Origin of the sequence: Alteraquisediminimonas sediminicola (assembly GCF_019740335.1) — a bacterium.
GTDB classification, from domain to species: Bacteria; Pseudomonadota; Alphaproteobacteria; order Sphingomonadales; family Sphingomonadaceae; genus Alteraquisediminimonas; species Alteraquisediminimonas sediminicola.
The window spans coordinates 1-12,621 of record NZ_JAHXZS010000010.1 but is presented as its reverse complement, the minus strand read 5'-3'; the positions used below and the strand labels follow the sequence as shown (position 1 = coordinate 12,621).

Annotated in this window: 10 protein-coding genes; all 10 read left to right on the top strand. The window is 57.5% G+C overall.

Annotated features, from left to right (window positions below):
* The coding region (locus K6117_RS14345; protein WP_425514722.1) for an AMP-binding enzyme at positions 1-371 on the top strand (371 nt) is incomplete at its 5' end.
* A 53-nt stretch (positions 372-424) separates the two neighbouring features.
* On the top strand, positions 425-1,870 hold the full coding sequence (locus K6117_RS14340; protein WP_221796832.1) for an aldehyde dehydrogenase: 1,446 nt from the start codon (positions 425-427) through the stop codon (positions 1,868-1,870).
* 69 nt (positions 1,871-1,939) lie between these two features.
* The gene (locus K6117_RS14335) at positions 1,940-2,872 is read left to right on the top strand and encodes an alpha/beta hydrolase (RefSeq protein ID WP_221796829.1); all 933 of its coding nucleotides are present in this window, start codon (positions 1,940-1,942) and stop codon (positions 2,870-2,872) included.
* A gap of 462 nt (positions 2,873-3,334) precedes the next feature.
* Entirely contained in the window at positions 3,335-4,378 is a 1,044-nt protein-coding gene (locus tag K6117_RS14330) for an AraC family transcriptional regulator (RefSeq protein WP_221796826.1), read from the top strand.
* 220 nt (positions 4,379-4,598) lie between these two features.
* Positions 4,599-7,058, top strand: a complete 2,460-nt coding sequence (locus K6117_RS14325) for a TonB-dependent receptor (RefSeq protein ID WP_246605133.1) — start codon at positions 4,599-4,601, stop codon at positions 7,056-7,058.
* A 125-nt stretch (positions 7,059-7,183) separates the two neighbouring features.
* The gene (locus K6117_RS14320) at positions 7,184-8,077 is read left to right on the top strand and encodes an alpha/beta fold hydrolase (protein ID WP_221796823.1); all 894 of its coding nucleotides are present in this window, start codon (positions 7,184-7,186) and stop codon (positions 8,075-8,077) included.
* A 285-nt stretch (positions 8,078-8,362) separates the two neighbouring features.
* Positions 8,363-8,620, top strand: a complete 258-nt coding sequence (locus K6117_RS14315; protein WP_221796820.1) for a DUF3489 domain-containing protein — start codon at positions 8,363-8,365, stop codon at positions 8,618-8,620.
* Positions 8,617-9,102 (top strand): DUF2924 domain-containing protein, encoded by a 486-nt coding sequence (locus K6117_RS14310; protein ID WP_221796816.1) that lies wholly within the window; start codon positions 8,617-8,619, stop codon positions 9,100-9,102. The genes K6117_RS14315 and K6117_RS14310 overlap by 4 nt, the downstream gene beginning before the upstream one ends.
* On the top strand, positions 9,089-10,768 hold the full coding sequence (locus K6117_RS14305) for a recombinase family protein (protein ID WP_221796813.1): 1,680 nt from the start codon (positions 9,089-9,091) through the stop codon (positions 10,766-10,768). The genes K6117_RS14310 and K6117_RS14305 overlap by 14 nt, the downstream gene beginning before the upstream one ends.
* 712 nt (positions 10,769-11,480) lie before the next feature.
* Positions 11,481-12,621: ParB/Srx family N-terminal domain-containing protein (locus K6117_RS14300; protein ID WP_221796809.1), on the top strand; the 1,141-nt coding region annotated here is incomplete at its 3' end.

Here is a 12,621-nt window from a genome sequence, read left to right as displayed (position 1 = left end):
TGTTCGACGAAGAAGGCTATCTCAGCGTCGTCGATCGCAAGAAGGACATGATCAAGACCGGCGGGGAAAATGTGGCGAGCCGAGAGGTGGAGGAAATGATCTTCACTTATGCAGCCGTGTCCGAAGTCGCCGTATTCGGCGTGCCGCATCCGCATTGGATCGAAGCTGTCATAGCCGTCGTCGTGCCGCGTCCGGGACATAGCATCAACGCAGAGGATGTGCTGCAATTCTGCCGCGCGCGCATGGCGGGCTACAAAGCGCCAAAGCTCGTGGAAATCATCGATGAACTGCCCAAAAATGCGAGCGGAAAGATTCTCAAACGCGAACTGCGCGAACGCTTTTCACATCTCGGCAACAGTCTCAAGGCGTAACGGTTCAGTCATTATCACAGCGCGCAACGATATATAAAAAAGAGGAGAGTTTCATGATCGGCGACAATGGCAATACAGCCCGGTTTTTCATCGGCGGCACTTGGGTGGAACCCTCGTCCACGCAGGTGTTCACTTTGGTCAATCCATCGACTGAAGACGTTATCGGCACGGTGCCTGAAGGCAAGAAGGCCGACATTGATCGTGCGGTCGCGGCGGCGCGCAAGGCATTTGACGGTAGTGGCTGGCGCGATCTGCCGGTTGCTGAACGCGCACAGGCGCTGCGACGCTTTGGCGAAGCGCTGCAACGCCGCAAAGCGGAACTTACCCAAGCGGTGTCGCGCCAGAACGGCATGCCTGCGTGGCTCAGCAACTTGTTCGAAGGCGATGTCGCGATTTCGCTGCTCGATTATTATGCGGGCTTGGCCGAGCAGCAGCAGATGCGCGAAACGCGTCCGTCGCAGCTTGGCAGAGAAACCTTGGTCGACCGTGTCCCGGTGGGCGTGATCGCCGCCATCGTGCCGTGGAATTATCCGGTTGCCCTGGCGATGACCAAGATTGCGCCCGCGCTTGCGGCCGGTTGTACGCTTGTCATCAAGCCCTCGCCCGGCACGGTGTTCGACAGCTATATTCTCGCCGAAGCCGTGCTCGAAGCGAAGCTACCCCCGGGTGTGATCAACTGGGTGGCCGCCGATCGCGAAGTGGGCGCTTATCTCGTCTCGCATCAGGATGTCGATAAGGTCGCGTTTACCGGCTCGACGGCGGCGGGCCGCATCATCGCCCGCGAATGCGGTCAATTGCTGCGCCCGGTCACGCTCGAACTTGGCGGCAAATCCGCCGCCATCATTCTCGAAGACGCCGATCTCGACAAGCTTGCCGAGAATTTGCCGATGGTCTCGTATTTGAACAACGGACAGACCTGTTTCGCGAGCACGCGCATCCTTGCGCCGCGCAGCCGCTACGCTGAAATCGTTGATGCGGTCGCAAGCGTCTCAGCGCAATTGAATGTCGGCGACGCGCTGGATGCGGCGACGCAGATCGGGCCGATGGCATCATCCGCCCATCGGGACCGCGTTGAGCAGTATATCGCGAAGGGACGCGATGAAGCGCGCCTCGTCACTGGGGGGGGCAGGCCGAAGAATATGGGTCGCGGTTGGTTCGTCGAACCCACAGTCTTCGCCGATGTGGATAACAAGGCCGTTATTGCCCAAGAGGAAATCTTCGGCCCCGTGCTGGCCATTATTCCATATGGCGACGAAGCGGAGGCCGTGCGCATTTCGAACGACAGCGCGTTCGGTCTCGGCGGCACCGTGTGGAGCCGCGATGAAGCGCACGCGCTGGATGTGGCCGCGCGCATTCAAACCGGCACCATCGGCATCAATGGCTATGCGCCTGCCGTTGGTTCGCCCTTTGGCGGCGTGAAGGCGAGCGGTCTTGGCCGCGAACTGGGTCCGGAAGCGCTGAGCGGTTATTGGCAGCTCAAGTCGACTTATGTGATGTAGCGCTGGCCGATCACGCATTTTCCGACCTCGATTATTATCAGCGCATATCTGCGAATAGAGGGTTAACTCATGCCTTTAGATCCGCAACTTCAGAAATTTCTGTCAGATTTGGCGACGGCTGGCGCGCCTGAATTCAACGCCCTGCCGGTGGAGACCGCACGCGCCAGCCTCCATGAACTGGTCAAATTGTTTCCGGCCACGCAGTCGATTGCCAAGTCCGAAGATCGCGTGATCGAGGCGGGGCGCTTATCAGTGAGAATCTACACGCCGAATGGCACCGGCCCGTTTCCTGTGCTGCTGTATTTGCACGGTGGCGGCTGGGTGATTGGCGATATAGATTCCTATGATCCGATCTGCCGCGAACTCTGTGGCGGGGTTGGGTGCATCGTCGTCTCGGTCAATTATCGACTGGCACCGGAGCACCGCTTCCCCGCCGCAATAGACGATGCCGGGGCGGCATTGCGCTGGGTGATGGCGCATTGTTCAGACATCGGTGGCGACCCCCAACGCATTGCTATTGGCGGCGATAGCGCTGGCGGCAATCTCGCGGCGATCACCACGATTGAGGCGCGCCAATCTTTGCCGGGCAAGCTCTGCGCCCAGTTGCTGATCTACCCTGTCACCTCGCATGTCGGCACGCCGAGCCAGTCGATGATCGACAATGCCGAAGGCTATCTGTTGACGCAACGCGACATGGCCTGGTTCACCGATCATTATCTCGGAAAAGGGCATGATGGTCGCGACCAGCGCTTTAATGTGAGCTGTGTCGATGATCTTTCCGATCTTCCCCCCGCCTTGGTCATCACCGCCGAGTTCGACCCGCTGCGCGATGAGGGAGAGGCCTATGCGGCGGCGCTGAAGAAAGCGGGAGGCGAGGTCAAACTCTCCCGATATGAAGGCGCGATCCACGGCTTCTTTATGTTCTTCTCGGGCTTCGACATCAGCCGCCGGTTGATGGACGAAGCCAGCGCATGGCTGAAAGCCCAGTTCGCGCGTGCCTGACTGCGCGCCCCTCGGGCTTTCTCAAGCGGATCGACGCTGAGAAGCCCGAGGGCAAGTGCCCTTGTTGGCCTGTTTACTTCACCCTGAATCAGCTTCTTGACCGTCGTCAGTATAGGGCCGCCAGATCCGGACCGCGGCTTGCTTTGCGTCAGATCTTGACGACAATTTTGCCGGGTGCGAAATTACACTGGCTAAGATGATCAAGGGGTTCTACACATTTTCATAATATATGTGGTTGCATCGTCGTGTGCTTGCAAAAAATAGGGGAGCGGTGGAGTTCGGCACACGCAAAGGGGGGCATGGTCAACGACCTTCTCTTCTCGACTCCGGATGCAATCTGCTTGAAAAATGCGCTAATTGACCATCTGGACCTTGGGTGTCAGATCGGATTTGAGGCAGCCTGACTTCCACAAAATGGCCTCGCAACAAGCGGGATCGATCTAAGGAGTGAAAGAGAGAGGCATGCTGGACCGCAGTGCAATTGAAGCCCTGTTGATGCCGATAACCTATGGGCGGCATTTGGCGCGCCTGTTCGATCTGGAGCGCATTTTTGCCGGCACCGGATTGACACAAGAAAATCTGCAAGACCCAGAGTACCGCATCACCGTCGCCCAATTGCTCACCTACACCCATAACACGCTCGAACTTGCGGAGGATCCTGCGTGGTATTATGAATGGGCGAATAGTCTCGCCGATCATTTTCACGGCCCGGCCAGCATTGCATTGGTCAGTGCGCCGACGCTGGGCCATGGCATCGATGCGTTCTTGCGCTATTTCCCTAGCCGCATCCCCTATATGCACATGCAGGGCCGCCATGAAGGCGAGTATTTTTACGCGGAATTATGCCCGCTGATCGATCTGGGCGCGGTCAAGCCCATCCTTGTGGAGACGCCGATCGTTCTTTTGCAGAAGCATCTGGAAACGGTTTATGGCGTGGATCTGTCGCAAGTGGTGCTGGAGTTGGATTATCCTGCCACCGCGCATGCCGACCGCTGTCGCGCGTATTTCCCCTTCCCGGTGCATTTCGGCACGACACGCAATGCGCTGGTCATCCCAGCCGAATGGCGTGCGCTGCGCAACCTCGGGCATGTCGAATCGACATGGGTCCACGCGCTGGCGCAGTGCGAAGCGACGATGGCATCATCGGTGGAGCGCGAGACGCTCGGCCGCGTGCGCGCGTGTCTTGCCAGCGGCTTCGAGCGCGAAGATCGGCTGCGTCCGCTGCCAACGCTGGACGAAGTGGCGGCGTCGCTGCATCTCACGTCCCGCACACTCATCCGACGGCTGCGCAGGCTGGGCACGAGCTACCGCGAGGTGACGGACGAATTTTTGCGCGCCCGAGCGCGAGAGCTGTTGGCCAATGATCAGATGAAGATCAAACAGGTGTCGGCATTGCTAGGGTTCGACAGTCCGGCCAATTTCGGCAAGGCGTTCAAGCGCTGGTACGGTGTTTCACCGGGGAGTTTCCGGTCCGGCCCCGGACGTCCGGCCAGCGAGGACGTATAGCGCTTCGCAACGAAGCTAAACGCAGATGACAACACATGAGCAATGTGAAAGCCGGTGTTGATGATGTGCGCCGGTGACATGCTGGACGTAGAGCGTGTCACCAAAGTAATAGATTTTGGCAGGCTCTTCCCTTGTTCGATCACGGCACTGAGTTAGTTTCGCCTCACCAAAAGCACGTAAATGCAACGAAGTTTGCATGGCATGGGGAGAGGTTAACACTATGAAAAATGTATCCAAGTCCGGCTTGTATGTAAGTGCGGCGCTCATTGCGCTTGCCATGGCGGGCGGCAGCAGTGTCGCTTTTGCAGAAGATGTCGGCGCCAATGTTGACGACAACGAGATCGTGGTGACCGCCAACAAGCGCGAACAGAATCTCAATGACGTCGGTCTGACGGTGACCGCTGTTGGCGGTGAAGCGCTGAAGGAGCGCAAGATCAGCTCGCTGGAAGACATCGCGTCAATCGTCCCCGGCCTTGCCTTTTCGCCAAGCACGACCAACACGCCGATTTTCACCCTGCGCGGCATTGGCTTTCAGGAAAGCTCGCTCGGCGTCTATCCGGCAGTCAGCGTCTATATTGACCAGACCCCTTTGTCGTTTCCGATCCTGGCCTCTCACGCTGCATATGACCTTGAACGCGTCGAAGTCCTGAAGGGGCCGCAGGGCACCTTATTCGGCCAGAACTCGACTGGCGGCGCGATCAACTATATCGCAGCCAAGCCGACCGACACTTGGCAGTCCGGCGGCGACATCAGCTATGGCCGTTTCAATACCATTGAAGGCAATGCCTTCATTAGTGGTCCGCTTGGCGATCGCGCGGGCATGCGTGTGGCCGTCACCGGTTTGAATTCGGACGATTGGCAGAAGAGCGTCACGCGTGACGATACCAATGGACATAAGTCCTATGTGGCGGGTCGCCTTCTGCTTGAAGTCGAACCCACCGACAATATCAAGCTACAGTTCAACGCGAATGGCTGGCGCGACAAGTCGCAGCCGCAGGCGCAGCAGCTGATCAGCATTAACCCGCAGACCCCGGATAGCAGCAACGCTGCGCTGATCGCCGCAACCGCCGTGTCGGCCTTCGCGCCGAATAATGCGCGTGCAGCGGACTGGAGCAACATGGTCGTTGATCCGCGCACGGGCCAGTTCTTGACGCCTGAACTTTTCGGCGGTGCGCCCGGTAATGGTGACGGCGGCTATGTCGAAGGCACGGGCGAATTGGGCAATTTCGACCCAATGTCCGACCGTCGCCTGTGGCAACTGGCCTTGCGTGGGGATGTCGAGCTTGGCAATCTCACCTTGACGTCACTGACATCCTATACCGATTTCGATCAGAAGCAGCGCGTGGACCAGGATGGTATGCCGCTGGTGACATGGGATCTTGAAAAGGCCGATGGCTTCATCGAGAGCTTCAACCAGGAATGGCGGTTGGCGAATGACCCTAGCTCCAGAATTCGCTGGCTGTTGGGCGCAAATTACGAAAACAGCACGACCTTTGAAGATCAGCTGCTGCCCTATTTCAATGTTTCGAACAGCAAGCCGAGCCTCAACTGGATTCTTGTCAGCGGCGTCACCAATCGTCAGGACATCGAGAATTACGCCTTCTTCGGCAACCTTGAATTCGATCTGACCGAGCAACTGACGCTGAAGGCTGCGGCGCGCTACACGAACAGCACGATCGATTCATCGATCTGCTCCTACACCACGCCTACGGGCCGAGTGGATGGACTGTTTGGTGGCGCGGGCGTCAATGGCACCTGCTTCACCTATGCCGCCGATTTCACCAACGGCCCGCCGATCACCGGCACGCTGAAGGAAGACAATGTGTCGTGGCGCGCCGGTCTCGATTACAAGGTCAGCAACGATGTGCTGCTCTATGCCAACGTCTCGCGCGGTTATAAGGCAGGCAGCTTCCCCAGCCTGTCCGTGGCCAGCTATAAGGGCATGCTGCCGGTCACGCAGGAATCGGTGACGGCGTATGAAGGCGGCTTCAAGGCCTCGCTGGCGGACCGTAGGATCCAGTTTAACGGTGCTGCTTTCTATTATGACTATAAGGACAAGCAGATCCGCGGCAAATTGACCGATCCGACCTTTGGTGCGCTTGATGCGCTGATCAACGTGCCCAAGTCACGCGTCTTCGGGGTGGAAGCCGATGTGACCGTGCGGCCCGTCGAAGGCCTGAGCATCAATGCCGCCGTGACGTATCTGGATTCGAAGATCACCAAGAACCCGCCATTGGAACGGCGTTACAACATCTATGGGCAGCTTGATGATTTTGTCGGCGATTCACTGCCCTACACGCCGAAATGGTCGGGCGTGGTGAATGTCGATTACCGCCACAAGCTGGAATCGGGTGGCACGGCTTTTGTCGGTACGACCGTGAACGCGCGCACCCATTCGGACGCGGTGATCGGTGCGAACCGCATTCCGTTCCCTTATTCGGCGGCATCATTCACGCGCCCCGATCTTGGCGGCAATGTCTTTAACATCAAGGGTTATGCAACGGTTGACGCCCGTATCGGTTACGAAGCGGATGGTGGTGCATGGAAGGTGATGCTCTGGGGCAAGAACGTCTTCAACAAATATTATTGGACCTCGGTTATCCCCTCGCTGGACTCGCAGGCACGCTTTGCTGGCATGCCGGCAACCTATGGGGTGACCTTTGGGTTTGCGTTTAAATAATAGTTAGTAAGATGGGGCGCCTGCGGGCGCCCCATTGCCGTTGCTTTTGAACAGACAGCTTTGCACATTGGCGCGCCCCCCTATTTGGATCACGGAACACATATAAAAATTCCGGACGGGACAGCATGTTTGAGGGATTTGAACACGGCAGATTTGTGAGCGAAGATGGTGTGGATATCGCCTATGTGCAAGGCGGCGATGGTCCGCCTGTATTGATGCTCCACGGTTACCCCCAAACCAAGGAAATGTGGGCAAGGGTTGCGCCGGTACTGGCGATGTCTTTCACGGTCGTTTGCGCAGATTTGCGAGGCTATGGGGCCTCTTCAAAGCCGCGATGCGCTGCCGACCAATCGACCTATTCTTTTCGCAGCATGGCCAAGGATCAATTGCAGCTGATGCAAGAACTGGGGTTTGAAAGCTTCCATCTTGTAGGGCATGATCGGGGCGCGCGCACCGCTTACCGTATGGCGCTCGACCACCCTGCGGCGGTGGCCTCATTGTCACTCCTCGATATCGTGCCTACCAATGTCATGTTCGAACGCATGAACAGCGACATAGCCCATGCCTATTGGCACTGGCCATTTCTTTCGCAGCCAGCGCCTTTGCCCGAACATATCATTGGCGCCGATCCTGATCGCTTTTTTGACACCTGTCTTGTGAGCTGGGGTGCAGCTTCTATCGAGACGTTCGATCAGCATATGCTTGATGCCTATCGCGCGGCTTGGCGTGACCCCGATATGATATATGCATCATGCGCCGATTACCGTGCTGCGCGCCATGTGGACTGGGCTTTGGACGCCGCTTCCGCTCAGAAGAAAGTGAGTTGCCCGACGCTAGTGCTATACGGCTCCAAGGGGCTACTGGCGCGTCTTTTTGACATACCGGCAACGTGGCAGCAGCGTTGCGAGCATTTGGTGGCATGGGCCTTGCCTGGCGGCCATTTTTTCGTGGATCAACTCCCTACTGAAACTAGCGGGCTATTGTCTGCATTTTTAAGTCAGCAGATCGTCCAGAGCTAAAAGTATAAATGGTGCGTCCTTCCGTTCGCTCTCGCCATATCCCGATTTCGTTCACGCCACGCGGCTGGTAGGCGCATTGTTGCACCCGTCAGGCATCAAACTTGTACTCATTAAACTCTCAGTCCGCATTTCACCAAAGCACTCGACTTCCTAATATTTCCGAGCATTGGTGTGTCTGAGCAGTCGTCGAGATGACGGCGACGGGTTCTAGCCTTGATGGTGTGATCATCAGGGCATTGGGTGGTGGGAGCGGGCGCAGTGCCGGCTCCATCTGGAGACACCCCCATGATCAATGTACATGCTCAGCAGCAGAATCCCCCTTCGCAACGCTGGAGCCCTCGTCCCGACAGCAAGATGGCACAGGTGCTACACCTGCTTGGCCAGCAGGATGGCGTCGCCCTCGCTGACCTAGGCGAACTCACCGGTTGGCAACCCCATAGCATCCGCGCGGCGGTGAGTGGCTTACGTAAACGCGGCTATGTGGTCGAACACGCCGTCAAGCAAGGCGTAGCCCACTATTACCTCATTGGCGCAGAACAATGACGCGCGAGGTGTCAGACAGGGTGGCGAACCTGTCGATCCTCTCACCCGCTGCTGTCAAAACCGAGTGGCAGCAGATATTCGGCGAGGCCGCCCCTCAAGTGCCGATCTCGTTGTTGCGGTTATCATTGGCCCATCACCTTCAGCAGGAGAGATTAGGCAGCCTGCCACCGTCAGCACTGCGGATGCTGGATGCGCTAATGAGTGATGGCGAGGTCGACGTGTGTGAGCCTGAGATCAGGCTCAAACCGGGGACTCGATTACTGCGGGAGTGGAATGGGCACGTCCATGCAGTGATGGTGACCGATGAGGGGTTTACTTATGCGGACCGGCATTATGGCTCGCTCTCCCATATCGCCCGCGCGATCACCAAGGCTCATTGGTCTGGCCCACGGTTCTTCGGTCTCCGACGGCCCTCACGACCACCATCTCGCAAGCCGCAGATGAAGGGCCTGGCACAGGAGCAAAACCATGGCGCGGCGTAGCTCGGCAGTACGGCCTAATGCGCGATCAGGACCATCGGCAGGCGTCAAACAAATCCGGTGCGCCATCTATACCCGTAAATCGACGGAGGAGGGACTGGAGCAGGAGTTCAATAGCCTCGATGCCCAACGTGAAGCCTGTGCCGCCTATATCGTCAGCCAGCGCCATGAGGGCTGGGTGCAGATGCCAGACTATTATGATGATGGCGGCTATTCGGGCGGGAATATGGAGCGCCCCGCCCTCAAGCAACTGTTGGCAGAGATTGAAGCCGGGCGCGTTGATGTCATCGTCGTTTATAAGGTTGACCGCCTGACACGGGCCTTATCCGACTTTGCCCGGATCGTTGATATCCTTGATCGCAGCAAGGCCAGCTTCGTCTCAGTCACTCAAGCCTTCAACACGACCACCAGTATGGGGCGTCTGACCCTCAATGTCTTGTTGTCCTTTGCCCAGTTCGAGCGTGAGGTCACCGGAGAACGTATCCGGGATAAGGTGGCAGCCTCCAAGAAGAAGGGGATGTGGATGGGAGGTCCGGTGCCATTGGGCTATAAGGTCCAAGATCGAAAGCTGATCATCATCCCCGAGGAAGCTGAGACCGTAAAATTGATCTTCGCCCGCCATCAGGCCTGTGGCTCGCTCAAAGCCTTGGCCGATGATCTGGCAGCCCGGGGGATCACATCCCGGCTAAGGACGATGAAGGATGGCCGGACCATTGGTGGCCAGCCGTTCAAATCCGGAGCGCTCTATTGGATCATCCGCAATGTGATCTATGCCGGGCTAATCCCGCATAAGGAAGCACTCTATCAAGGAGAGCATCAGGGCATCATCTCCAGAGAGCATTGGGACGCATCGCAAGCGCTGCTCAACAACAATGCCCTTCGACCCCATACGGGTCAGCCCTCTATCCTGCGTCATATGATCGTCGATGGGTTGGGACGATCCATGACGGTGGCGCATGGCCGCAAAGGCACGCGGCGCTATCGTTATTATGTGTCCAAGTCAGTGGATGGCATATCGGAACCGACCTGGCGTCTCCCCGCTGGCGATCTCGAATCACTGGTCCGCATCGCGATGACGGAACTGCTGACCGACCCGCTAAGGCTGCAAACTGAACTGGGGCAGCTCGATCGCGATCACCAACTTGCTGATGCGGGTAACAGATTAGCCGAGCAGCTGAAGGCCCCGATGACTATGCGTGCCCTGCTCGAAGATCTGCAGGCTGCCATCACGCTCAAGCATGACGAGATCGTGATCTGCATGGAGGGCGCATCGCTGATTAATCAGCTTGGCATCGCCAACACCCCATTGCCTATCGGCCATCAGGTGCGACTGACCGTGCCGGTCTGTCTGCGGCGCAGAGGTCATGAACTGCGCCTTGTGTTTACGGCGCCCGATAGTCGACCGGCTGAACGGGATGAGCGGTTGATCAGGTTGCTGGCTTCAGGCCGCGCTGCATGGCAGCAACTGGTGACACGACAGCCTGCATTCGACAGCCATCAGCGCAGTCATCTGGTGCGATTGGCACGACTTAACTTTCTCGCACCCGATATCATCATGGCCATCTTGGCGGGGCGTCAGCCAGTTGAACTGACCTCTCGCTCGCTGCTCCGTCTATCGTGTGTCCCTAATGACTGGACCGAGCAGCGGCGAGTCCTTGGGTTTGGTTGATCGCAACCGTTCATCTAATGAGTGCATCGCCGGCCTGTTGGGCCGGTTTTTTATTGGATGCTCTGCAGCTGCAATAGGCCGGATTTTCCGCAAACAGGTGTGAGGACAGCAAAGTGGCTAGTTGAGACGGCGGGCGATATTGGCGGCTTTGAGGTACCAAAAGCCCGCGTCTCTGTCCTCAACGCATATTGGTCCGTCGCAAATGGCGCGGAACCGCGCCATTCACCTGCCAGTTTACACTGAGACCCGAATATCGGGTTATCTGAGGAAGTGAATGGTGCGTAGTGCATGGTGTCAGGGACCAGTCTCCCTGATATTCCCGGGAAAGCAGGGCGTATTCGCCACATGGCCATTGTGACAGGCTCTGAATTGGCGAGTTTCTGCATAGATTTAGGCCCACAGACCGCTATCTTTATATGCGAAAAACAGGGCTTCAGTGCGGAAAAGCAGGGGCGACAGAGACACCTTGATGCACATCTTTCGTCAAACTTTTCAATGTCTTGACATAATTTTCCATCTTGCCAAACGTGCAAACCTATACTAAGAAGACCTCTCGCAACCGCCCGCCCCGGCGCGGTCTGGCCTCTCTCTTGCGAGGCCTTCATGCGGCAGCGTCGTGGTCATTTCCGATCAGCGAGGCAGCTTAGACAGTCGACCGGTTCCTCAGGGATCTGGTCCGCTCGTCGATAGCTGCCGGGCCTGGAAAAATACCATGACTGACAAAGCCGTTAGGACCCGCAAACGTCCCACCTCGAAGATCGATATACCGTCCCCCGCACCAGCCTCCTCGTGCAACCGGTTTCACGAGAAGCTGAAGCTCGTCATCGAATATGTCGACCCCGAGAGCCTCACTCCCCCCGCACGCAAGCTGCGCAAGCACAGTCCTCGCCAGATTGCCCAGATCATAGCGTCTGTCAGGCGTTTCGGGTTCATAGACCCCGTCTTGGTGGACGCGAACAAGAAGATCATCTGCGGCTACGGACGCTGGATCGCGGCATGCGAACTTGGCATGGTAGAGATCCCCGTCATCGACGCCTCACATCTGAGCGATGAGCAGCGTCGCCTTTATGCCATCGCTGAAAACCAGCTCGGGGCCATGAGCGAATGGGACCTGGATGAACTCAAGCTCGAATTTGGCGAATTGCTCGAATTCAACCTGGACCTCAATATCGAGCTGACCGGCTTCACCACCTGCGAAATCGACCAGATCGTGGCCGAACCGGCAGAACAGGAAAGTCCCGTCGAGCCTGAAGTCGTTGTGGAGGAAGTGCCGGTCACGCGCCTTGGCGACCTCTGGGCATTGGGGGATCATCGCCTTTTCTGCGGCGACGCACAGGAAAAGGCCAGCTATCAGCAGTTGATGGGTAATGAACTCGCCCAGATGGCGTTTTGCGATCCGCCGTTCAACACGCCGATGCGCATGATTTCCGGCAAAGGTCGCGCAAAGCATCGGGACTTTGCCATGGCCGCAGGTGAAATGGTAAAAGGACAATTCACCAGCTTCCTGACGACGATCTTCATGAACATGGTAGCCTGTAGTATGGATGGCGCCATTCATTTTCAGTGCATGGACTGGCGGCATAGCGTGGAGATGCAGGAGGCCGGCGAGCGCGCCTATACCGAACTCAAAAACCTCATCGTCTGGAACAAGGGGTCGGGCGGTATGGGAACCTTCTACCGTTCCCAGCATGAGCTTATATTTGCCTGGAAAACGGGAACGGCAAAACACATCAACAATTTCGGTCTCGGCGAGAATGGCCGCTACCGGACCAATGTCTGGACCTATCGCGGCAACAACAGCTTCCATAAGGACCGCGACAAGGAACTGGCCGCCCACGCCACGGTCAAGCCGA

Excerpts from the sequence above, each read along its gene's own strand:
- K6117_RS14340 (WP_221796832.1), top strand. The coding sequence starts at position 425 with ATGATCGGCGACAATGGCAATACAGCCCGGTTTTTCATCGGCGGCACT.
- K6117_RS14305 (WP_221796813.1), top strand. The coding sequence starts at position 9,089 with ATGGCGCGGCGTAGCTCGGCAGTACGGCCTAATGCGCGATCAGGACCA.
- K6117_RS14325 (WP_246605133.1), top strand. The coding sequence starts at position 4,599 with ATGAAAAATGTATCCAAGTCCGGCTTGTATGTAAGTGCGGCGCTCATT.
- K6117_RS14315 (WP_221796820.1), top strand. The coding sequence starts at position 8,363 with ATGATCAATGTACATGCTCAGCAGCAGAATCCCCCTTCGCAACGCTGG.
- K6117_RS14310 (WP_221796816.1), top strand. The coding sequence starts at position 8,617 with ATGACGCGCGAGGTGTCAGACAGGGTGGCGAACCTGTCGATCCTCTCA.
- K6117_RS14320 (WP_221796823.1), top strand. The coding sequence starts at position 7,184 with ATGTTTGAGGGATTTGAACACGGCAGATTTGTGAGCGAAGATGGTGTG.
- K6117_RS14335 (WP_221796829.1), top strand. The coding sequence starts at position 1,940 with ATGCCTTTAGATCCGCAACTTCAGAAATTTCTGTCAGATTTGGCGACG.
- K6117_RS14330 (WP_221796826.1), top strand. The coding sequence starts at position 3,335 with ATGCTGGACCGCAGTGCAATTGAAGCCCTGTTGATGCCGATAACCTAT.